At 35.3% G+C, this 21,973-nt stretch carries 20 protein-coding genes and 1 pseudogene; 6 read left to right on the forward strand and 15 right to left on the reverse strand.

The genetic code is table 11. The features are described from left to right. Positions 1-9: 9 nt before the first annotated feature. The 8 genes and pseudogenes from LNP19_RS05190 to LNP19_RS05225 form a co-directional block, all read right to left on the reverse strand. The gene (locus LNP19_RS05190; RefSeq protein WP_230063740.1) at positions 10-1,380 is read right to left on the reverse strand and encodes a hypothetical protein; all 1,371 of its coding nucleotides are present in this window, start codon (positions 1,378-1,380) and stop codon (positions 10-12) included. A gap of 3 nt (positions 1,381-1,383) precedes the next feature. Continuing rightward, positions 1,384-3,534 carry a sensor histidine kinase gene (locus LNP19_RS05195; protein WP_230063741.1) on the reverse strand — a complete coding sequence of 717 codons (2,151 nt, stop codon included), beginning with the start codon at positions 3,532-3,534 and terminating at the stop codon, positions 1,384-1,386. After that, on the reverse strand, positions 3,522-4,748 hold the full coding sequence (locus LNP19_RS05200; protein ID WP_230063742.1) for a DNA cytosine methyltransferase: 1,227 nt from the start codon (positions 4,746-4,748) through the stop codon (positions 3,522-3,524). The genes LNP19_RS05195 and LNP19_RS05200 overlap by 13 nt, the downstream gene beginning before the upstream one ends. Before the next feature lie 317 nt (positions 4,749-5,065). Then, positions 5,066-5,290, reverse strand: a complete 225-nt coding sequence (locus LNP19_RS05205) for a hypothetical protein (RefSeq protein ID WP_230063743.1) — start codon at positions 5,288-5,290, stop codon at positions 5,066-5,068. A 4-nt stretch (positions 5,291-5,294) separates the two neighbouring features. Further along, positions 5,295-5,522, reverse strand: coding sequence for an HTH-like domain-containing protein (locus LNP19_RS05210; protein WP_230063744.1), 228 nt, complete (start codon positions 5,520-5,522; stop codon positions 5,295-5,297). A gap of 196 nt (positions 5,523-5,718) precedes the next feature. Beyond that, entirely contained in the window at positions 5,719-6,588 is an 870-nt protein-coding gene (locus tag LNP19_RS05215; protein ID WP_230063745.1) for a DUF5677 domain-containing protein, read from the reverse strand. 777 nt (positions 6,589-7,365) lie between these two features. Then, positions 7,366-8,482, reverse strand: a pseudogene (locus tag LNP19_RS05220) (IS91 family transposase). Further along, a complete protein-coding gene (locus LNP19_RS05225; RefSeq protein WP_230062045.1) occupies positions 8,461-9,453 on the reverse strand; it encodes a tyrosine-type recombinase/integrase in 993 nt (330 codons plus the stop codon). Before LNP19_RS05225 ends, LNP19_RS05220 begins: the two are co-directional and overlap by 22 nt. 212 nt (positions 9,454-9,665) lie before the next feature. Between LNP19_RS05225 and LNP19_RS05230 the strand changes: the two genes are divergently transcribed. Continuing rightward, on the forward strand, positions 9,666-10,202 hold the full coding sequence (locus LNP19_RS05230; RefSeq protein WP_230063746.1) for a hypothetical protein: 537 nt from the start codon (positions 9,666-9,668) through the stop codon (positions 10,200-10,202). Between the two features lie 407 nt (positions 10,203-10,609). On the opposite strand, the gene LNP19_RS05240 is transcribed toward LNP19_RS05230, so the two are convergent. The 6 genes from LNP19_RS05240 to LNP19_RS05265 all read right to left on the reverse strand — a co-directional run bounded on the left by LNP19_RS05240 (position 10,610) and on the right by LNP19_RS05265 (position 14,923). Continuing rightward, positions 10,610-10,909, reverse strand: coding sequence for a hypothetical protein (locus LNP19_RS05240; protein WP_230063748.1), 300 nt, complete (start codon positions 10,907-10,909; stop codon positions 10,610-10,612). 246 nt (positions 10,910-11,155) lie between these two features. Then, positions 11,156-12,748, reverse strand: a complete 1,593-nt coding sequence (gene tnpC, locus LNP19_RS05245) for an IS66 family transposase (RefSeq protein WP_230061927.1) — start codon at positions 12,746-12,748, stop codon at positions 11,156-11,158. A 55-nt stretch (positions 12,749-12,803) separates the two neighbouring features. Then, positions 12,804-13,154: an IS66 family insertion sequence element accessory protein TnpB gene (gene tnpB, locus LNP19_RS05250; RefSeq protein WP_230061926.1), complete on the reverse strand. Its 351-nt coding sequence runs from the start codon at positions 13,152-13,154 to the stop codon at positions 12,804-12,806. After that, positions 13,154-13,438 carry an IS66 family insertion sequence element accessory protein TnpA gene (gene tnpA / locus LNP19_RS05255; RefSeq protein WP_230061925.1) on the reverse strand — a complete coding sequence of 95 codons (285 nt, stop codon included), beginning with the start codon at positions 13,436-13,438 and terminating at the stop codon, positions 13,154-13,156. Before tnpA ends, tnpB begins: the two co-directional genes overlap by 1 nt. Positions 13,439-13,722: 284 nt before the next feature. Next, positions 13,723-14,166, reverse strand: coding sequence for a DUF5675 family protein (locus LNP19_RS05260; protein ID WP_230063749.1), 444 nt, complete (start codon positions 14,164-14,166; stop codon positions 13,723-13,725). A 1-nt stretch (position 14,167) separates the two neighbouring features. Next, positions 14,168-14,923, reverse strand: a complete 756-nt coding sequence (locus LNP19_RS05265; RefSeq protein ID WP_230063750.1) for a hypothetical protein — start codon at positions 14,921-14,923, stop codon at positions 14,168-14,170. A 1,010-nt stretch (positions 14,924-15,933) separates the two neighbouring features. On the opposite strand from LNP19_RS05265, the gene LNP19_RS15395 reads away from it, so the two are divergent. Both LNP19_RS15395 and LNP19_RS05270 read left to right on the forward strand, forming a co-directional pair. Then, positions 15,934-16,062 (forward strand): hypothetical protein, encoded by a 129-nt coding sequence (locus LNP19_RS15395; RefSeq protein WP_255665901.1) that lies wholly within the window; start codon positions 15,934-15,936, stop codon positions 16,060-16,062. Positions 16,063-16,292: 230 nt separating this feature from the next. Beyond that, the gene (locus LNP19_RS05270; protein ID WP_346432222.1) at positions 16,293-17,036 is read left to right on the forward strand and encodes a porin family protein; all 744 of its coding nucleotides are present in this window, start codon (positions 16,293-16,295) and stop codon (positions 17,034-17,036) included. Here LNP19_RS05270 and LNP19_RS05275 read toward each other — a convergent pair. Next, a complete protein-coding gene (locus LNP19_RS05275) occupies positions 17,031-17,636 on the reverse strand; it encodes a hypothetical protein (RefSeq protein WP_230063751.1) in 606 nt (201 codons plus the stop codon). The two genes, LNP19_RS05270 and LNP19_RS05275, sit on opposite strands and share 6 nt — an antisense overlap. A 219-nt stretch (positions 17,637-17,855) precedes the next feature. On the opposite strand from LNP19_RS05275, the gene LNP19_RS05280 reads away from it, so the two are divergent. The 3 genes from LNP19_RS05280 (at position 17,856) to LNP19_RS05290 (ending at position 21,953) form a co-directional block, all read left to right on the forward strand. Next, positions 17,856-20,300 (forward strand): bifunctional UDP-N-acetylmuramoyl-tripeptide:D-alanyl-D-alanine ligase/alanine racemase, encoded by a 2,445-nt coding sequence (locus LNP19_RS05280; RefSeq protein WP_230063752.1) that lies wholly within the window; start codon positions 17,856-17,858, stop codon positions 20,298-20,300. Between the two features lie 87 nt (positions 20,301-20,387). Continuing rightward, complete coding sequence (gene mscL / locus LNP19_RS05285; protein ID WP_230063753.1) at positions 20,388-20,804, forward strand: large conductance mechanosensitive channel protein MscL; 417 nt, start codon at positions 20,388-20,390, stop codon at positions 20,802-20,804. A 159-nt stretch (positions 20,805-20,963) separates the two neighbouring features. Then, on the forward strand, positions 20,964-21,953 hold the full coding sequence (locus LNP19_RS05290) for an aspartate-semialdehyde dehydrogenase (protein ID WP_230063754.1): 990 nt from the start codon (positions 20,964-20,966) through the stop codon (positions 21,951-21,953). Positions 21,954-21,973: the final 20 nt, after the last annotated feature.

Here is a 21,973-nt window from a genome sequence, read left to right on the forward strand (position 1 = left end):
GAACATTCATCAGTTTACAAATAAAATTCCTTGTCTGTTTATATGTCTAGAAAGTTTTGATTGTATTTCAGATAGTAATTCTTGTCTTATCCTATATTTTACTTTACTTTTTTCAATTCCTGTAAGATCAGTTGTTGTGAAATATCTGAAATCTAAAATTAGCAAGTATTCTATATCCTCAATTTTAATTGTAAATGGGCAAATAAATATGGCTTCAGAATTTGTGTCAACGTATTCTTTATATTTATTATCTATTAGTAATCCATTTACTATTCGATCATATATGTGATTATTTTTTTGGACATAGTCACATATTGGTGTAACAACAACTCCGATTTTTTTCCAACTGCTTTTTATTTCTGTTTTTATTTCTTCAAATTTTTTTGAAGCTGCTTTTTTTAATACTGATTCTTCAATACCATTATTGCTAGATTTTATTAAATTTTTTAATTTGAACAATGATAAAATTTTATTTAATATTTGTTTGAATAATTTATCATCATCATAAAAAATAATATTTCCAGGATCATTTGTATTAACTATATTTTTTGATAAGTTAAGCTTCTCATTAATAAGAGTGAGTATTTCAGTTACATCTGTTTCGTTAGTATCATAAGTAAGTTCTTGAGGAGTTGTTTCATTAAAGTTATAGACTGTGCTGTCGATAGTGTCTTTGAATACAGAGTTAAAAGAAATAAAACTTGCTGTGTTTTTTTCAGCAACACCAGCCTCTTTATAATAGTTGCCTAAATAAGCATTACCTAATTTACTGATAATACAATTGCTGTTGTCTTTCCAGCCTTCTTTCTGGTGGTGAATAGAGAAAATTTCTTGTAGGGTTGAATCAGTTGCATTATGAATTAAATTTTCCCAGTTTAGAAGTAATTTATATGAATAGAAATCATGGAATAAATCATTTATTTTTTTAAAAAGCTTATCTATATTTTTATCAAATTCTTCTGTATGATTTCCATCTAAATCAAAAAAGTCCGATTTTGTAGCAGATAAATAACCAATTGGTTTTTTTGTTTTTAAATCGTTTTCAAAAATATCATTTTCAAGTAAAGCTCTGTGATGCTCATGTCTACTCCAAAAAACGATTGCGTAAGGATAATTATTTTGTGAGATTACGCGATTAATTACTGGAACTAATTTTGATTTTAATATTTTGTCAGAATGTTCACTATTGTCGATTAAATTAATATCTAAAAATAATAACCGTATATCATTTGAATTGTCTGTTTCTTCTGGGAGATATAGTATGTCTCCGGAGAAATATGTATGAGGAAGTTGATTTTTTGATAAAATTTTCATTAAAGGCTCCGCATGTTTTAACTGATCATCTATGATGGCAATTCTTCCGTTTATGGGTAAAGACATAATTTATTTTTTAAAAGATAATACTACAGTTGCTCCTTTTTTAAATTCTTCTGGTACTTCAAAATCACCTTCATTTGGAAATATAATTCTTCCATTTTGAGCTTCCATTATTTCACTGGCAATATGTAGACCAAGTCCCATCCCACCCGGCTTTGCAGAAACAAAAGGTTCTGTAATGTCATCAGTTGGAATTAAAAATCCGGTACCGTTATCAGCAATTATGAGATATAAAAAGTTTTGATCTTCAGTAATATTAATGAATAGTTTTTTAATATAAGTTTCTTTCTTTTCAGTTGAAATAAAAGACTTTTGGTCTAACCAATAGATGGCATTGTCAATTATATTCATAATTGTGCCGATTAGAAGATTTTTAGCAATTTTGAGTTTGCTATTTCCTTTATATAACTTGTATTGCTTGATAATCTCGACTTTGTGTGACATAAGTCTGTACTCAGTATTGAATAATGATTGATCAATAACCTGGGATATATTTTCAGTTGTTTGGCTTGACTTTCGGATTATTTCGGCATATCCGTCTATCAATGAGGATAAATGCGTAACTAATTTTAAAACTCTATCTGATGCTTTTTCGCTTTTTAAAACTTTCTCAACTTCATATAAAATCTTTTCGACTTCATGTACAACAACTGACATACTTAATCCTGCACCAGCAGCTTTCAGTAAATTTTCACTGACTTTTTTATAATCACCTTCAATTTTATTGAGATATTTTATTATTTGTGTTTTAACTTCACTATCCTTGATTTTATCTTCAACATAATTTTTAGCTTCATTTAAAGTTGAAGCAAGAGGGGCAGATTTTGGAGTTGGTCCGTAAATTTCCTTTAGTCTTTTTTTATCTGTTAGCCTTAAAGTTTCGACGATGTCTAATGAGTGAAGGATCGAATTTCTAAAAGCTTTGTATGCATCATTTTCGACAAAACCTTCTCTGTTTGTTTTTTCGGTTAAATCAGAACTATCCTTTCTATCAAGATAAACCGCTCCTAAAATTAAGTTGTTACTAATTGCTTTTGTAGGTTGTTGAAATCTTCTAAAATCTAAATTTAACCAATCGTTTTCAGGTTCTCCATAGTCATATACCCTTAATCCATCGCGAAATACTTTTACACCACCGTTTGATTTTAGGTATTTTTTAAAACCAACTTTATCGGATACTCCCATCTTTAAAAGGAATGGGTCTTGATCAAAGACATATCCTTCAAAAATGACTTTTCCTATTTTATAATTTGAAAGAGAAAAAGTTTCTTCTTTTCCAAGGTCATTTTTGTACTTCAGTGTTTTGAATGTCTCAATTAGATTATCGTTAATACCAACTTCTCTAGGGAAAAGTTTAGTCATTGTTGACCAAGGAGTGAATGCGTATTCAAAATCTGTTATAGAATTGTCATTCATGGTTACTTTGAACCTGAATAATGAATAATCTTTAACATCCTCCCAGTTTAACAAACCATCAAACCACCCTGGTTTATCAATAATATCGAATGTGGGTAAAAAAGAATCGTTATTCTCAAAAGGAGAAGCAAGAGCAGTAATAGAACGTTTGATTTCACGGGCAATTCCTCTTTCCCATTTTTTACGAAGCTTACTGATGACAATGTTTGTACCCGTTTTCCCCTCTTTAAAATGCTCAGGACTAGCACGTTCAACTATGGTTATAGGAACTTCTTCTAAATACTTGTAATTATTAAAATCGTCCCAATTTATTTTGACATATACTTCGTTAGTATCTTCAGACTTTGTTGTAAGTTCAATTATGTTACCTAATTTATGTACACCAAATCTACCTATTCCTTTTTCTCCAATAGGCAGGCGATTGTATTTCGGAGAAACTATATTTTGTTTGATTAAAGTGTTTTTAAAATCCGCTCCAGGTTCTAACCAAACGTTTTCAACAATTTCAGGACTCATACCAAAACCATCATCCTCAATTATAATAATGCCATTGTCAGGGTCTTCAGCATTTTCCATGTAGATGTCAACCTTGTTAGCATCTGCATCATAAGAATTTTTCACTAATTCAACTAAGGCGATACTCTCATTTTTAATAAGTTGATCTCCTAGCTGGATTAATAGCCGTGCTCGAGGCTTGAAATTAACTACAGATTGTTTATCCTTTTTGATTATATCTGACATAATAATTCTTTCATTTTTTTAGCAATTGCAAACGCCATTAATGGAGGCACTGCGTTGCCTATTTGTTTAAATGCTGCTGAGCGGGAACCTTCGAAATAAAAATCATCGGGAAAGGATTGTAATCTGGCGGCTTCACGTACAGATATAGAGCGACATTGTTCAATATCTGGATGTATGTAATAATGCCCGTCTTTAGCAATATGAGCCACCACGGTATGGGAAACACCAGTCCCGTTAACTACTTTGTAACGGTCTGTAAAGGAGTTTTCATTTTTATGGGTTTTTAGCTCTTCAGGTAAATCCGGATATTTTAATCGTTCATTATTTGTGTCCCATTTTTCAATGGCTCTTCTGTAAATTTCTAAATCACGGTTATTGTGTGGTCTGGAGATATGTTGCGTTACAAAATCAACGCCGTTTCGGAGTCCTGATTTTTCCAAGTATTCGTTTTTCGAATTTGTGTAATTGGTTACATCATATTTTTCTCCTGGCTTTAACTTCGGTAAATCGCTAAAAGTATCATTTACACTGAAATTTAATACAGTCTTCTCAAATTCCGGGAAGCCTAAATCTATTTCCTTTTTCCAACCTACAATAATAATCCTTTTACGTGCTTGAACTACACCATAATCGGAAGCATTAAGTGTGTCATGATGTACTTCGTAACCTAACTTTTTGAAGTATGTTTTTAAATTTTTAAAGTGCTGTCCTTTATTAGCGCTAAGCATTCCTGGAACGTTTTCAAAAACAAATGCTTTAGGTGAGAATTCTTTCAGGAATCTGCCATATTGAATGTATAGCTTATTTCTGGGATCTTTTTCAATGTCTTCCTGATGCCTTCCTAAAAGGGAATAGGCCTGACATGGTGGTCCACCAATAATTAAATCAATATTATTTTCTGATTTTTTTATTTTGTTGAAAATACCTTTTATTGATTTGTCATCAATTTCAATATTCAAAACTGAGTTTAATATTTTTTCAGGAATTTCTCTATAAAATTCTTCGGAGTTAATTTCTTTTTTTATGTATTTGTTATAGAAATCTAATTTATTTATAGATTTTAAATAATGATAAGCAGCTCTTGTTTTTATGGTTTGGCATGCTTCAGGATTCATTTCAATATGAGACACAGGAGAGAATCCGGCTTTTATAAACCCCTCAGACATCCCTGATGCTCCTGCGAATAAATCGATAAAACGTAATTTATCTGGCATACGAAAAATTTGTTAAATGCAAAAATATACAAATATATTCTTCATAATTCGTCTTTTTTCTTAAATACTCTGAATATTTCTATAAAGTGCTTTATTATTTAAATGTTTTTTTTACAATAACATTTCCGTTCCAAACATGACAGGCAATTTAATACACTCCCACCATCACAAAAAAGAGGAGAATAAATCCGCTTGAAATGCTTAAACTTTTGCAACGATAATTCCATAGCGGCCGGAAGCTGCATCGGTTTCGTTGAACAGTAGTTTCATTGTTGGCTTTTCAAGCCCAACGGATCCTTAGTTGTTGGGCACAGTTTTTATTTTTCAAATGCATAAAAATATCCACAACTAAATACAACAGAAAGAAACTCTCCTAAATCTTCTTTTAAAAGAGAAAAAGTCACGTCTATTTCTTCCGAATCGCTACTTCCTATATAATCTATATTCGTAATCCATTCGTAATTCAATTCTTTTAGTTGCTTTATAACTGTTTGTAACTCGTCGTATGTGAAATGTTTGGAACGAATATATATTTTATCCATTTAATTAATTTTTCGGAATTACATATTCAGCCAATTTCACACCTTTAGTCAATTCAGTCAAATATGATGCTGAGATTCCAGATTGCGTAATTATGTCTTTTTTTGAGTATTCACTTTCTTTTATTTCGTTCGCATATTTAATTCCAAATAAATGTATCATAGCAACAGAATCACCTTTTGGGGCATTATTATACATTTCGCTGAGTTTTGTTCCTAATTCATTTAGTGTCATATTCTATTGTTTTGGTTTAGGTTTGTGCTTTGGTCAAATTGTGCCCAATGCGCTCTGGTGCTACAGCGGGTTTCGGACTAAATTAAACCCTTTATTCGGATTTGCCAAATCTTCCAAATACAAACTCAAATTTCCATTAAGTCTATTGCTCAAATCCGTTGTAGTAGCTATTAGCCGTTCGGGCTTTTTGTTTAGCCTATTTTCTATACTTGTCATAATCCTTGTCTTTAAATAAGTCGCTATGATATTTTTCTGTTAAGATTTGAATGTCCTTTAAAGTCTCCTGATTTTTGAAAAAAAAATCATTGTTCAAACCGAGTAAATTCATCGTTTCAACACCGATAAATGCACAAAAAGTAAAAACATCACTTAACAATCTCAAATAATGGGTGAAATAGGCCAATTCTCTATTTTCAAATGATCTACTATTTCTTTCTCGAATTATTAAAATACCTGTTTCGTCACCATGGGTAACATGGCTACTCATTCTGTATCCGTGAGTTAGAGTAATGAAAATTTCCATTGGTTTTCCTCGGTAATTCTTAGATAAAGAATTCACTATTTCTGTAAACGACCATTTTTGCTCAAGTTTCTGTCGTTCCGTTTTTGTCCATTTGGTTCTTAATTCTGTTTCTTTTTCCTCTGTTAATAGCATAGGGGAATAAGCCAAGTTGTGCGTTTCAAGTTCTCCAAGATGAATTAAGTTCTTTTTAGCTTGTTCAGATTGCTTCAAAGAATTTACTTCCGCCAACAAATTCCAAAACTCATCGAGCCGTTTTTCTCGCTCATTTTTGTCAGCAGTAGTAATAAAAACATATTTTACAAAAGTTTCTATTGCGGATCTCAATATAATTTCTGCGTCCCAAATTCTGTTGTCAACTGTTAAGGTTGCAACTGTTTCGAGCCGTTCTACAATAAATTCAAGAATTGGAAGAATACCATCAAACTCTTTTAAATGAAGTTTTATAATTCTAAAAAGTTCAAGATTGTTTTTATTGATAGCCTCAAAATACGCTTCAGTAATTTTTCGTTTATCGTCAGTCCAAGGTAAATTACTATCGTTCATTTTAAGGTTGTTTCTTTTGGTAGTTATTGTTATAACCTGACCGATAACTCGTTTATACTCGCTACCCTATAACGAATATACACCCAAAATCGGTTAAATAGTCGCTTGTATAGCGCATTATGGTCAAATATATAAATAATATTTTTATTACAAATTTAAAGACGCTCGGACTTCGTATTTCAATTTGTTCCTGTCGAATTGATTTTTACTACAAGACCATTCTTTATGGCGCGTCCCGCCGAAAAAGGCGGGTCGGGCTCGCTCTAATCTCCTGCTTCGTAAACTACGCAAGAGGATTTCCGCTGCCATCCCTCGCGCGGTATCGTTCCTGTTCACTATTTTGGTAAATAGGTATTATGTCATACCACGGATGTTCTTCAAATAGATTCATTAGATAGGACTAAAAGGTAAAAATGTTAATTTTGAAATGCCATTCAAAATTATAGACAATTATTTATACATAACTTTAATAGAAGCATCATCGAAATTTGTATTGATTAAAGTAGAAAAATAATCTTAAGAAATCTATATCTGAAATATTGCAAACATAAACATAACCGAGCGCCTAACAGCTAGAGTTTCGTTGGGCTCGCAGAGCCAACAATGAAATTCCTGTTGAACGGAACCGATTACATGTCCGTCAACTATGGAGTTATCGTATAATGAGTTTTAGAATTTCAAGGGGACTTATAGTCCTCTTTTTTTTGAAGTAGTTTTTCAGTTGGTTTTAATGTGTTTTTCCTTCACTTTCGGGTATAAGTGCCCTTACCCATAAAGTTAGTTTTCACAGGGATTGGTGTTTTGGCCACCGCCAAGATACCAAGCAGGCGGACCGCGTTGGTCGAAAACTGCTATTCGATACAAATTGCCCGTTTTACAACACGGACATTTAGGAAAAAAAGGCTTTTTTTCTGCTTTTTCTAATATTTTTTGTTGGAGTTTTTCTTGTAAAACTTTCAGCTTTTGTCGTTTCCAAGTACTGCTTAAAAAACCGTAATGACGAATCTTGACGAATCGTTTGGGCAAAATATGCAACGCAAACCGCCTGATAAACTCCTGATGCGTGAGCGTCATTTGCTTTTTTACTCCCTCCATTCGATAATCCTTGTAATCAAAAGTGACGTTTTGGTTATCAATAGCTTTGATTCTGTGATTGCTAATAGCAATTTTATGGGTGTATCTTCCCAAATATTCCACCACCGATTTTGGACTTCCAAAAGGGCGTTTGGCAAAAACTACCCAAGGTTTCTGCCATAATTCCTGTCGGATTTGCTCATACCTAATCGGGTTTTTGGCTTTCAGTTTTTCGCAATACTTTGCTCTAAAAACCTTCGACAAAGCTTTTACCGGGAATAAGAATTTCCCGTCGGAGCGGCTGTTTTGCCACATACCATTTTTGTCCACGCCACCACTGGGAACAATGCAATGCAGGTGCGGATGCAAACTTAATTGCTGCCCCCCAGGTATGCAAAACGGCAATCATTCCCATTTGCATTCCCTTGCCTTTGCCAAAGGTTGTTAACGTTTCCCAAGTAGCTTCAAACAAGCTATCATAGACTATTTTTGGCTGATGTATTGCCAAAGAATTAATACTACCAGGCAAGGTAAAAACTACGTGGAAGTACGGAACCGGTAAAAGCTCAATAGCTCTTGCTTGAATCCAATCTTCTCGTTTGTTGCCCTGACACTTCGGACAATGCCGATTGCGGCAAGAGTTGTAGCTTATATTGATGTTTCCACAACTATCGCAAGCATCGATATGACCACCCAGCTCGGCTGTTCTGCATTTTTTAATGGCGTAAAGCGTGCGAAGTTGCCAGGTGTTTAATCCATAGTTTTCGAGTCTTGAGCCTGCCTTTCTTAATACATCAGCTACTTCAATTTTTGACTGCACTTGGCAAAAAGGGTATCTAGTGGACTAAAAATGCGTTGACTCTCGAGTTGGGCAATATGCAGATATTCCATTGTGGTCTCAACATTCTGGTGTCCCAAAAGGTCTTTTAGCGTCATAATATCCATACCGTCTTCGAGCAAATGTGTGGCATAACTGTGCCGCAGCGTATGGCTATGAACTTCCTTTTTTATTCCCGATGCCTTAGCGACTTGCCGCACCGCCCATTGCACGCCTCGTTGTGAATACCGATTGTCAAAATCACCACCTGCTCCAGTAGGCAAAGGCTGTCCATTAAAAAGATAATCCTGGGGTTTTTCGGCTTCAATATACTTTTTCAATCCTCGGATTAAATGAATAGAAAGCGGTACATAACGGTCTTTTTTACCTTTGCCTTGAACCACTTTGAGCTGTTTTCGGTCAAAATCCAGGTCTTGTAATCGCACACCTCGGGCCTCCATACAGCGAAGTCCGCAACCATAAAGCAAACCGATAAGAATTTTATGTTTGAGTAGTTTGGCACCTTGAAGCATAGCCCAAACTTCCTCTTTACTCAAAACAACAGGGAGCTTTTTCTCGTGTTTTATGGACGGTAAACGCAGGTATTCATACGGAAATCCTTCTGATTTGAGTAAAAAACGAAGTCCGTAAACGCAATGCTTAAAATAGGTTTGAGAGGGTGTTTTTGACTTTTTTTGTTGGTAAAACAAGTAGTCCTGTACTTGTTCAGAATCGAGTTCTGTTGGGATTTTACCAAAATAGAGCGAAATAGCCGCCACATGGCGCGAATAGTTATTGAACGTACTTTGACTTCTGCCCAAAACGGAAACCGTACGCTCAAACCGTTGAAGTAATTGCTCAAATCCAGGAACTTCCCGCTTGGCTTGGTTGAGAATTTTGTTTTCTCTTAATTCTTCAACCGACTTTTTTTTGTGACCATAATTATAATTTTTAGTTATATTCGTAAGGTACAAAATCTCGGTAAGTGCTACCGAAGGTTTAGTTCAACAGCCACTACAACGGATTTGGGCAATTAGCTTAATGGGAAGTTGGTTTGCCTCCGGCCAGTTCGGCTTTCAGCCTCGGGTTGTATTTTGGAGATTTGGCAAATCCGAAAACAAGGCTTAATTAAACCTAAAACAATCTTATTATCAGAACGTTAGCAGCAACCCTAAAAACAACCAACATGAAAAAATCGGATATCTATGAAATTGCAATAAAGATATTAGGACTTTATTTAGTAACAATTCTTCTATGGCAATTGAGAGATATATTATCTTCAATTTCATTATTAATTCAATCAAGAAGCAATCCTAAAATTTTCGAAGGATTTGACCAAACTCCAATATTATTAATAAGTATTTCTTCATTTTTAGTTTTGACAATTATTTCAGGACTTTTGATATTTAAAACTAAAGCAATAACTAAACTAATATGCAAATCAACAGACTATGAGGATTCTGTAAGTCTTTTTGCGGAAAAAACTACAATTTACGAAATTGCTTTAACCATAGTCGGTTTGCTTTTAATTGTGGAAACTTTTCCTGACTTTGCATACAAACTAAAAAAACACATTCAATTCATTAAAAGCGACTATCCTCAAAAGGAATATGAAACGATGTTTTTTATGACTTCATTAATAAAAATACTAGTTGGATTAATTGCTATTATTTATTCAAATCAATTGGCAAATTTCTTTGGAAAAAAGAATAAGTCTGAGTAAATGCAAGGGCAGTCGCTAATAGCATTTTGAGATAGTGGGGTTTTAGTGGAATTACCGTTTCGCATCAAGTTTTCGTTAAGCCGAAAAAATTGAGCGGTTACGATTTTCCAGCCATCTCAAAGCAGCAAAACGTTAAAAACTAAGAAAGCCTGATCCAAACGGACCAGGCTTTAATATAAATCCGGAAAAGCTTACCAATCAAATCCGGATTCACACTGAATTTATTTCAGTGTCTATTTTTAGATTTTGTCAACCATTTTAAAAGGAGTGATACTGCAAAACTCACAACGGCTCCCACTACCGCTAAGACAATCGTTTTTGTAATATCTTCAGAAAAGATGTTGGGGATCACACTCAACAACGTTCCTGATACCGTGCCGGTTCGCAGGGAGATATTAGTTTCCATTTTACCCTGAATTTATTTCAGGGTCTCTGCCTGAATTTTTATCCTGAACTTGTTTCAGGATCCCTTCATCGACACCCTTATCCTGTTTGTCCATCGTTGAGGTATCAACAGTAATTTGACTAATCGCCGAGATCACCCCACCGGCAACGGCCAAATAACCGGCAACAGTAACAACAGTAGCCGGCAAAACAATGGGAGCCGCTATCACACTTCCGCTTATGGCCAACAAGGTTAAACCAACGGTTCTCAAAATCTTAAAAAACTTCGGAGTGGGCGCTTTCGCGCGTTCTACTACATTCATAATTTTTCTATTTATTTTCTAACTTGTCATCCTAAGGTTTAATTTTTTACAAAAAAAGCAATATAAAATGACCTTTGATATTTGCATTCAATTATGCTTCAAATTACTGTTATTTCAAGGATTTAACTGTCCTTAGCTTCCGCAGTCGAGCGTCAAATGTTTGAAGAAGTCGTAACCCGAGCAAAGCGAACAGGCGAAGCAAAACAAAAACTGTTTGAGCGAAGCGTATCCACCCCAGCAACTACATCAATCCAATAAATTCTGATTGAAGTATTGAGGAAGAAGATTGTGAAGTTCTGAAGATTTGGTGTCGTTGATATTTTCAAGGACATGATGTAGCCATTTGGATGGATTGATATTATTTTTCTTGCAGCTGGCAAAAAACGAATAATACATGGCAATATCCTTTGCAGCTTGGTGTGAACCTGCAAAAAGATAATTTTTTCTTCCCAAGGCCAAGGGTCGAATGGTATTTTCAACCTGATTGTTGTCAATATGCAGATTTCCGTCTTTTAGATAAGCCATCAAACTGTCCCAACGTTTCAAGCAATAATTGTAGGCCTTGCCCAGCGGACTTTTGGGTAATTCTAATTTTGACTGCACTGCAATGTAGTTCCCTATTTCGTTAAGTAAGGGATGTGATTCTTTTAATCTTAAAGCATATTTTTCCTGGATTGAAAAGTTTTCAGAAGTGGCTTTTCGTTCAATTTCATATAGCTTTTGGATAAGCAACATCACGTGCGAAGCATTTGCTTTGTTATAATCCAATGCTTTTTCAAAATAACGGCGCGCATGTGCCCAACAAGCTATCTGTGTGACGTTTTCTTTGAGTGCAAATTGCGGATATACTCCATAACCATCGGTTTGAAGATAACCTACAAAATCGTTTAACATTTCCAAAGGGCCTTCGCTGCCGCGTCCTTTTCGATAATCAAAATACACACTTTTGGGTATAGGCGCGTGATACACCCACATAAATCCAGTATGTGTTGCGCCTTTTTTATCTGTGTCCTGTACTTTTATTGGGGATTCATCCGCCTGAAGATAACCGTTTTTCAGCGTATGCTGTCGGTGACATTCGTACAAGGGTCGAAGTAATTGGGATACTAATCTTACCCATGAATCGACCGTAGAAGAAGGTATATCGACTCCTTCTCTTGAAAATCGCTGTATCTGTCGGTAAAGCGGAAGGTGATCCACAAACTTATCGGTGATGATTTGAGTCAAAAGATGGGTTCCAGCAATACATTTTGGAATCGGACGAAAATCGAGAGAGGCAATTTTGACTTGCTGGTTTCCTTTTTCATCCACCGGGGCAACATATTTATTTCGGATGTAACGGTTGATGAACAATTTTGCGGGAGTATATTCCAATTCATCAGTAATTTCCTGACCAATGCATTTCAATCCTTCTACATTTTCAGTCGGTTCCAAAATGATTTCGTTTACCGCAAGGTGCGATGGTAAAGCCATACGGCCTTGATGCTTTTTGCTTGCTTTTTCGCGTTCGTAAGTGATTTGCTCTTTTACCGATTCAACGGCTTGTGCTACTTCTTGCTCATCGATTTCAAAAGGAATGGCTAATTGCTCCGGATTTTCACTGGCGATGAAACGTTCTTTCTTAGAACCGTACATTGCTCTTTTGAACTGTTCAATCTGGAATTTTAGATAACTAACCTCTTGTTCAAGTTTCGTGGCTACAATCTCTAATTTTTCGGTTTTGGATTCTAATTTATTAGATTTGGATTCTAATTTGGAATTCGCTTTTATTTGACTTTTGAGTAATTTCAAAAGTTCGTCTTTAGAGTAATTATCAAACAAATCTGGTGCGTTTTCCATGCTTCAAAAATAAGAAAACAACAGTAAAAATGCAAAATTTCAAAGGTATTTACGATTATTTTTCGGCTGTTTTGTATCTCTTTTTTTGCTTGAAATCTCTCAATTTAAGACCACCCAAAACCAGTAGCAATTCCTCTCTTTTTAATTCCCTTGAAACCGAATCGCTTGTCAAAAAATCAAACCTTCCTTGTTCTAGTCGTTTGTAGAAAATCGCAAATCCGTCGCCGTCCCAATACAGCAGTTTGATATGGGTTTTGGATTTGTTCAAAAAAACAAAAACATCGCCCGTTTGAGGGTTTTGGTTCAGATAATTCCGAACCAAGCCCGAAAGTCCGTCAAAACCCTTTCGCATATCCACCAAAGTACAGCACATGTGATAGCGAACACCTGCACTCAAGCCCAGCATCAGTAAATCGTAATGGTGATTCCTCCAGGAAGATCGATTCGCATGGTTTTCTGATCTATCTCTTTTGAGGCTGACTGTTTTTTATCTTTTCTCGGGCTATCCGAAACCGAGAAAAAGGAAACTTCCGGTTTGGACTGTCCGAAATCCATCTCCTTATTGTACTTTTTTAGCCAATAATTGAATTGATGATAACTCAGCGATTTTAAAGCTGAAAATTCTGCTTTGGTTAAGTCGGATTGTTTCCATTCTTCAACCAAAAAATACATCTGTTCTTGTTGATTCATATCCCATAATATTGAATCAGCAAATTTAAATTAGCGGGTTTAGGTATCAAATATGGCATTGGTGGGAAGGATACAGCGAAGCGAGTTTTTTTGTTTTAGACTTCGAAAACTAATTTGACCGACGAGGGAGCGCAGACTTGAAATCGAAGATTCATGAATACCAAAAAACAATAACAAGCCATGAATATTTTTTTGTTTCTTTTTTGATCAAGATAAATCGAAGATTCAGCGAACACCACTAAAAAAACAAAAATCAAGTGAGCTAAAAAAGAAAATTAGCAACCTTAATCTCTTTCTTTTAATAAAAACGTCAATGGTAACAGAATCGAAGGATTAGATTGAATACTTATTTTCACTTCTTCATTGCGCTCCAAAACCGGATAAACCAAAGCTTTAAGCTTTCCAAACGCCTTTCGGGAAAAATACCCTTTACCAATTCCGCTATGCTGACTAACGGGAGCAATGCAACCCAATAATTCCTTCTTTGCATCATTGGCGGGATGGATTAATATCAAATCTCTTCCTGCTACATTTCTCAAATGCAAATGCCATTGGAATTTCGGGCTAAATCGCTTTACTAAAACATATTCTCCTTCGGGAATACAGGAAATCTGCCTTTGATTTTGAAGCCAAGGCAATTCGATGGTATAACAAACTATTGTGCCGTTCCATTCCAAGACCCCCTGCGTTCCCTCGGGAAAATAAGTTCTGTTCAACACCAAAACCATCTTACAATCCGCTTACCTGCACCAGAGCCAACGGGTTGTAAGCACCGTTTTTCAACGGATACATTTTGCCATTCACCTCTTGAAAATACTCAACCCCAAGAGCCAAAAACAACGGACTAACGCTGTTTGGACTAACCAAATTAGTTTGGTTAATAGCAGCCGTTGGAGTCATATCCCATGGTAAAATCGCAGTTTCGGAACTTGCAACAACAAAAGTCTCCGTTTCAAAATTGATTTCAGCTCCCGCCGAAATAATTTTAAAATGCGTGGTTCCGCCCGGAGCCGCAATCATATTCCCAGGAAGGAATGAATCCAGATCAACAGCAATTTGCCCAGTCGCTCTGTCAATCGTTCCCTCAAAAGGGGCGAATAAACTGGTCCCCAATTTCCCTCTGGCATTAAACTCAAATCCGGCAAGCAATTCCGCCTCGCCATCAATGACATTGCGCAACCCTCTTTCGTTTACCATATCCGCCTGAATCACCTTGACCATCGCTTGCGTCAGTCTGCCCACCATTCGGCTGTCCGCCGAATTCAAAAGCAAAGTACGCAATGCCGTTCGCAACGTTTTACCGGCCTTTCCGGCTCGGCCAAACTCAGCGCAATTCTCACGCGTTCTCTGAAACGCAGGATCGCTCGCAATTCTGCTCGCATCGATACCGCCTTTTTCACGTGCCAAATGCCCTTCTTGGGTCTTATAAAAAGTAATATCCCCGATAGTACCTTTCAACTTAATTATGCCTTTCTGCCTTGCCATAATCTCTAATTTTTAAGTTCAAAATAATCTAACTGCTCTTTCAATCATCATCCTGTTGCAACACCTTTTGATTGATTATCAGACAAAGTTGAGGTATCGAAGAGGAATTTGAAAGAGGTCGCCGTACAGGATGGCACCCAATGGTACAAATGGCACATAACAGCATAAATGTCATCCCTGGAAGCGGCTGACAAGTCCTAAATTTGTAATTGTTAAAATGATGAGTTTTTTCGCTAAATTTATTCTGAATAAGCTGTACAGTTGTTTCAGGATGAAGCATAATGGATTAGCTTAGTCAAAGCCCACTCAAAGCTATGGATAGAGTATGAAAACAGAAACTAAGAGAGTATGTATTTACCCCAAAGACATACAGCGAATCACCGGTAAAAGTTATCGCCAAAGCATCAGGTTGATGCAGAAAGTGAAACAAGATTTAAACAAACTGGAAAACGAATTCCTGACCATAGAAGAATTCTGCTCCTGCACAGGATTAAAATATGAACAAGTAGAACATCTGATAATAGGATAATAATCGTAATAAATTAACACAACTTTCTGATTATTTGGGGACGAAAAACATTGTAAAAAAGTACGATTTACATTAACTTTGTACCTGTAAACACAAGACATAAATTGACTTAATTTTAAAGGTGCACAAAGAGGTGCACTCATTTTGATAAAGCTTCAAATCCCTTTAAAACATGGGGTTTTCACGAGAGGTACAAATCCCTTCCTCTCTGCATAGAATTTTAATCCGCTAAATAGCTTTAGCGGATTTTTTTAGGCTTAATTTTTAGCGTTCACTAGTAGTGTGATTTTTTTATTTTGAACAATATTTTTTGTAGTAATAAATTTACTTATATTGTAAAAAAATGTAGATTACCGATTATATTTGTATTTTTGTGTGAAAATGGACTAATTTAGATTGACTGTTGTATCGGCTTGTTAGTGTGAAATGATATTAAAGTTTGTAAACAAATAAACAATTTAGAGTCTAAAAATTCTAAGATATGAGAATAGAAAGTAAGAAAAAACAAGTTTTTTTATATGTAGGTGCTTTTTTTGTAACTACAGCGAGCCTGTCTCTAGGGGTTTTAATAATCATGTTTTTGATTATTTCATCTGGAATGGGAATCTAAATGATTTTAGGACTGATAAAACAGATGAGTTTGTACTGTTTTAATGGTCAAATTGAACCAGCTTTAAATTTCTAGACAATAGAAAACAAACGAAGGCTGGGAGAAAATCCATACTAAAAATAGTTTTAGTATGGATTTTTGTTTTTATTGTAGAAATGAGACTGTTTTTTAATTCTATAGGTTTAATGATACGGTCAAAATCCTATATTTGTATGGTAAAAGAGGTATAGATGAATATGGTAAAGACTAAAATAAATCAATCATTGGGCAAAAGCACGACTTTACGATTATTCTTTAGTTGGGTTCTTTTAATGTCTGTTTCTGCTGTTTTTTCGCAGGAAATTGAAGAGAATATAGAGGTGAAAGTAGATTCTCTTTATCGGGAAGATCAGTTTTATTTTGGATTTACTTATAATTCTTTATTGCAAAAACCTGCTGGTTTGAATCAAGATAAATTCTCAACAGAAATTTCTGCTGGTTTCCTTAGGGATATGCCAATAAATAAAGATAGAACTATTGCCATCGCTTCTGGTCTTGGTTTTTCATATAATAATTACATTCAAAATCTGGCTATTTCAAGAATAGGTGAAAAGCCTTCTTATGCAATTATAGATCCTGGAAGTGCCTATTCTAAAAATAAGTTTAGCCAACTTTTGGTTGATGTTCCAATCGAATTTAGGTGGAGGACTTCAACTTATGAGAGTTACAAGTTTTGGAGAATTTACGGCGGACTTAAATTTAGTTATTTGCTGATGGATCGCTCTGTTTTTACTGATGATCAAGGTAAAGTGCCAGTTTCAGGGAATAAGGATTTCAATAAGATTTTATACGGAGCTTATGCTTCCGCGGGTTATAATACTATCAATGTATATATCTATTATGGTTTAACGCCTATTTTTAAAACAGCAGCAATAGATGGAGATAAAATAGCGATGAAATCCCTCAAGATTGGAGTTATTTTTTATATCCTATAACCATAAATACAATAGCAGCATTTGCGGAATACTACCTAGTAATAGTCCAATAATCAATTCCTTTATTGTGTGTGCTTTCATTTCTATTCGAGAGGAAGCTACAACCCCATTCATTAGAATCAAAACGGCAATGGTGTAGAGGTATGGTGTGTGATAATGCAAACTCAAACCAAAAACAAATAAGGTTAAACCACTTATTCCCATCATGTGAAGGCTGGCTTTTGTTTTGACAAATAAAAGCAGTAAAGCAATCATAGTGCTTAATAAAGCTCCTAAGAAAAAAAAGTGCAATTCAGGATAGCGATCTAGAGTAATACTTTGTCTAACCAATAAAATAATCAAAAAACATTGAATTACTAATGGGATTTTTCGCTCAGATAAGGCGGGAGCCATCATAGAACTTATTTTTCCGGTATAACGCAAAAGAAAAAAGAACAGAATGGGGGTTATAAAACTAATGATAAAAACCTGAATCAGAACTATATATTTTTCACGGTTTACAAAATAAGAGTCATTTGCAAAAAGGTAAAACAAAGTCGCATAAATAGGAATGAATATAGGATGAAAAATATAGGAAAAAGGGAGAAGTAGTTTTTTCAAAACAGCAGCTATTGGTTAACCAAACAAATATAAGGAATTAACTAAAGATCCTCATGATAATGCCGTTTTTATAAGTAATTTTATGAGCCAAAATTATGGCTTATATTAACAGCATTTTAAAAAGAAGTGGTATTTTTGAATGCATTTGAGTAGAAAATGAGCTTTTATTTCGAAGTTCTTTTATATTAATATAATTAGGTGTTTCACGCCTTCCATTAGATGAATTTACTGATAAAAAATATTTTCCCTGTTCTTGGAGCCCAATGTGTTGGGAGTGATCTAGAAGCGATAATAGATACTGTTTCTATTGATAGCCGCTCGTTGCAAAACGGACCACATACTTTGTTTTTTGCCTTGGTAGGGCCTAATAACGATGCGCATTCTTTTATTGAAGATTTAATAACCATTGGGGTTCGCAATTTTGTTGTAACCCATGTTCCAGAGCGATGTGCTGATAAGGCTAATTTTTTGGTTGTTGAAGATACCCTAGTTGCTTTGCAGCGATTTGCGGCTTATCACCGGAGTCTCTTTGATTTTCCTGTTATTGGTTTGACTGGAAGTAATGGTAAAACAATTGTAAAGGAATGGCTTAATTTTTTGCTAAGCCCAGATTTTAATGTGATTCGGAGTCCCAAGAGTTATAACTCTCAGGTGGGTGTTCCTTTATCAGTTCTTTCTATAAATGAGAAACACAATCTGGGGATTTTTGAGGCAGGGATTTCTACTGTCGCCGAAATGGAAAAATTAGAGAAAATCATTCGGCCATCAATAGGAGTTTTGACTAATATTGGTTCTTCACATGACGAAGGCTTTGACAATTTGGAAGAAAAAATAAAAGAAAAACTACTTCTTTTTAAACATACTTCAGTGCTTATTTGCCAAAAAAACGATTTGGTCGATAGATACCTAGAGCCAAGAACGAAAGCATTTACATGGAGTTTTGTTAATGAAGCGGTTGATGTTTTTGTCTTCAAGAAAGAGTTAGAGAATCAAGACAGCAAACTTTATTATAAATACAATGGGAATTCGTATGAGTTCACCATACCATTTCAGGATCAGGCTTCTTTAGAAAATGCGATTAGTTGTTTAATGGCGATGCTCTATTTTGAGTATGATACTGCTACAATCCAGTCCCGAATGGCCTTGTTATTTCCTGTTGAAATGCGATTGAAAGTAAAAGATGGTATCAACAATTGCACGTTGATTGATGATAGTTATAGTTCGGATTTTCAATCCTTAAAAATAGCGTTGGATTTTCTAGAGAGTCAAAAGCAATACCAAAAGAAAACGGTCATTCTGTCGGATATTTTTCAGAGTGGTTTGTCTAATGAAGAATTGTATACCAAAGTTTCCCAATTGGTCGTGTCTAATCATATAAATAGAGTCATCGGAATTGGCGAAACGATATCAGCATTCAAGGATAAGTTTGCAAATTGCCTCACTTTTAAAAATACGGCCGAGTTTGTTGCGAATTTTGAAAATTTAGATTTTACTAACGAGACTATCTTGATAAAAGGGGCTCGCTCGTTCCAATTTGAAGAGATTGTTTATTTGCTCGAAGAGAAAACTCATGAAACTGTTCTCGAAATCAATATGAATGCAATCAGTTACAACCTAAATTTCTTCAAGTCGAAACTCAAGGCCAAGGTGAAATTGATGGTCATGGTCAAGGCTTTTGGATACGGTAGCGGAGGACTGGAAATAGCCAAATTACTCGAGCATCATAAAGTTGATTATTTGGGTGTGGCTTTTGCCGATGAGGGAATTTCGTTGAAAAACGGAGGTATTCAATTGCCTATCATGGTGTTGAATCCAGAAAACACCAGTTTTTCGGCGATTATACAGCATCAGTTGGAGCCTGAAATTTATTGTTTGAAAGGCCTGTACGCTTTTTTAAAAATTGCGAAACAGAAAAATTTGGAGCATTTTCCAATTCACATTAAGCTTGATACGGGAATGCATCGTTTGGGATTTGAGGAAAATGTCATTGAGGAATTGATTGCTGCTCTGAAAGGGGAAGATTCGGTTGAGGTGCGAAGTATTTTGACGCACATGGCAACAAGTGATGATTTAAAACACCATGATTTTTCAGTTTCACAGATTGAATTGTTCGATAAATTGTCTTCAAGGATTATGAGGGAATTAGGGATTAATCCTATTCGTCATATTTTAAACACCTCAGGAATTAGTAATTTTCCCAATTCACAATTTGATATGGTGCGCTTAGGTATAGGGCTTTATGGCGTTTCTAACGATACTGCTGAACAGAAGTATTTAGAAAACGTAGGGACATTGAAAACCGTTATTTCACAAATCAGATTAGTTCCCGTGGGAGAAAGCGTAGGTTACGGCCGAAGATTTATTGCCCAAAGGCCCACAACAGTAGCTACTATTCCTATAGGTTATGCCGATGGAATAGCAAGAGCTTGGGGTAACGGTGTTGGATTTGTTACCATTAAAGGTAAAAAAGCAACTATTTTGGGAAGTATCTGTATGGATATGATGATGGTAGATGTAACAGATGTTGAGTGTACAGAAGGAGATTCGGTAATCGTTTTTGGCGAAAGCCCTACCGTTTCTGAAATTGCTCAAAAGTTGCATACAATTCCTTATGAGATTCTTACTAGTATTTCTCAAAGAGTGAAAAGAGTTTTTTACCGATAATTTCTTATTAATTGTATTCAACATAGTGTAGAATGTTAAAAATTTATTAATTTAGACAGAGTGAAAGTTTAATTTAAAATAAAATTTATGGGATTTTTTAGCGATTTTAAGGCATCTTTAATGAAAGGTGATGTATTAAGTTTGGCGACTGCTGTTGTAATTGGTGGTGCATTCGGGAAAATTGTGGGTTCGGCTGTAGATGATGTTATTATGCCCATCGTGGGTTTATTAACTGGAGGAATCGATTTTACTCAGAAGTTTATTACACTAGATGGGAACAGTTATGCTGATTTAGCTGCTGCAAAAACTGCCGGTGCTGCTGTTATTACCTATGGTAATTTAGTTCAAGCTATTATTAATTTTGTGATTATCTCATTCTTTATTTTTGTTGTTTTGAGAGCTGCTGAAAAAGCGAGAAAGAAAGAGGAGGTTGCACCTATAGCTCCTGCTGGACCTACTCAAGAGGAGTTGCTTACTCAAATTAGGGACTTGCTAAAGAAATAAACCGCTACTTATATATTCAATTCAACCACCCAAAATAGGGTGGTTTTTCTTTTTTGTTGTATTTGTAACATTTTGTTATTTTTTGTTAACGTGCTTGTTTTCGGTTTGATATTACTTACTTTTGCAATTAAAATTAAGAATTCAATAATAAAATATACTATGAGAATAGCAGTTGTAGGCGCTACTGGAATGGTTGGCGAGGTAATGTTAAAAGTATTGGCGGAAAGAAATTTTCCAGTAACAGAATTAATTCCCGTTGCATCTGAAAGATCAGTAGGAAAAGAAATTGAATACAAAGGAAAGAAATACACGGTTGTAGGTTTGCAAACTGCCGTAGACATGAAAGCCGATATTGCTTTGTTTTCTGCCGGTGGAGAAACTTCATTAGAGTGGGCTCCAAAATTTGCTGCAGCTGGAACAACAGTTATTGACAACTCTTCGGCCTGGAGAATGGATCCGACAAAGAAATTGATTGTTCCTGAAATCAATGCCGGCGAATTAACCAAAGAAGATAAAATTATTGCCAACCCAAACTGTTCTACCATCCAAATGGTTCTGGTTTTAGCGCCTTTGCATAAAAAATACAATATCAAGCGTGTTATTGTTTCTACTTACCAATCGATTACTGGAACTGGTGTGAAAGCAGTACAACAATTGGAAAATGAATATGCTGGGGTTCAAGGCGAAATGGCTTATAAATATCCAATTCATAGAAACGCAATTCCTCAATGTGATTCTTTTGAAGACAACGGATACACCAAAGAGGAGATGAAATTAGTTCGTGAGACTAAAAAAATCCTAAGTGATAACACTATCGCAGTTACTGCTACCGCCGTGCGTGTACCTATTGTAGGCGGACATAGTGAAGCGGTAAACGTGGAGTTTTCGAATGACTTTGAAGTAGCTGAAATTCAAAATATATTGCATCATACTGATGGGGTTGTAGTACAAGACAACAATGATACCTTTACTTATCCAATGCCGATGTATGCCCAAGGGAAAGATGATGTTTTTGTGGGAAGAATTCGTCGTGACGAAAGCCAGCCAAATACATTAAACATGTGGATTGTTGCTGATAATTTAAGAAAAGGGGCGGCCACAAATACAATTCAAATTGCGGAATATCTTATTGCCGCTAAACTGGTATAAGTTTTTCTGAATACAATTTT

The organism is Flavobacterium acetivorans, from assembly GCF_020911885.1.
GTDB classification, from domain to species: domain Bacteria; phylum Bacteroidota; class Bacteroidia; order Flavobacteriales; family Flavobacteriaceae; genus Flavobacterium; species Flavobacterium acetivorans.

What these genes read in the sequence shown, in the direction of transcription:
- LNP19_RS05270 (WP_346432222.1), top strand. Translation starts at nt 16,293, where the DNA reads ATGAATATGGTAAAGACTAAAATAAATCAATCATTGGGCAAAAGCACG.
- LNP19_RS05260 (WP_230063749.1), bottom strand. Translation starts at nt 14,166, where the DNA reads ATGGTTTTGGTGTTGAACAGAACTTATTTTCCCGAGGGAACGCAGGGG.
- LNP19_RS05240 (WP_230063748.1), bottom strand. Translation starts at nt 10,909, where the DNA reads ATGAATGTAGTAGAACGCGCGAAAGCGCCCACTCCGAAGTTTTTTAAG.
- LNP19_RS05205 (WP_230063743.1), bottom strand. Translation starts at nt 5,290, where the DNA reads ATGGATAAAATATATATTCGTTCCAAACATTTCACATACGACGAGTTA.
- LNP19_RS15395 (WP_255665901.1), top strand. Translation starts at nt 15,934, where the DNA reads ATGAGAATAGAAAGTAAGAAAAAACAAGTTTTTTTATATGTAGGTGCT.
- tnpC (WP_230061927.1), bottom strand. Translation starts at nt 12,748, where the DNA reads ATGGAAAACGCACCAGATTTGTTTGATAATTACTCTAAAGACGAACTT.
- tnpB (WP_230061926.1), bottom strand. Translation starts at nt 13,154, where the DNA reads ATGCTGGGCTTGAGTGCAGGTGTTCGCTATCACATGTGCTGTACTTTG.
- LNP19_RS05265 (WP_230063750.1), bottom strand. Translation starts at nt 14,923, where the DNA reads ATGGCAAGGCAGAAAGGCATAATTAAGTTGAAAGGTACTATCGGGGAT.
- LNP19_RS05290 (WP_230063754.1), top strand. Translation starts at nt 20,964, where the DNA reads ATGAGAATAGCAGTTGTAGGCGCTACTGGAATGGTTGGCGAGGTAATG.
- mscL (WP_230063753.1), top strand. Translation starts at nt 20,388, where the DNA reads ATGGGATTTTTTAGCGATTTTAAGGCATCTTTAATGAAAGGTGATGTA.
- LNP19_RS05230 (WP_230063746.1), top strand. Translation starts at nt 9,666, where the DNA reads ATGAAAAAATCGGATATCTATGAAATTGCAATAAAGATATTAGGACTT.
- LNP19_RS05215 (WP_230063745.1), bottom strand. Translation starts at nt 6,588, where the DNA reads ATGAACGATAGTAATTTACCTTGGACTGACGATAAACGAAAAATTACT.
- LNP19_RS05190 (WP_230063740.1), bottom strand. Translation starts at nt 1,380, where the DNA reads ATGTCTTTACCCATAAACGGAAGAATTGCCATCATAGATGATCAGTTA.
- LNP19_RS05195 (WP_230063741.1), bottom strand. Translation starts at nt 3,534, where the DNA reads ATGTCAGATATAATCAAAAAGGATAAACAATCTGTAGTTAATTTCAAG.
- tnpA (WP_230061925.1), bottom strand. Translation starts at nt 13,438, where the DNA reads ATGAATCAACAAGAACAGATGTATTTTTTGGTTGAAGAATGGAAACAA.
- LNP19_RS05280 (WP_230063752.1), top strand. Translation starts at nt 17,856, where the DNA reads ATGAATTTACTGATAAAAAATATTTTCCCTGTTCTTGGAGCCCAATGT.
- LNP19_RS05200 (WP_230063742.1), bottom strand. Translation starts at nt 4,748, where the DNA reads ATGCCAGATAAATTACGTTTTATCGATTTATTCGCAGGAGCATCAGGG.
- LNP19_RS05210 (WP_230063744.1), bottom strand. Translation starts at nt 5,522, where the DNA reads ATGACACTAAATGAATTAGGAACAAAACTCAGCGAAATGTATAATAAT.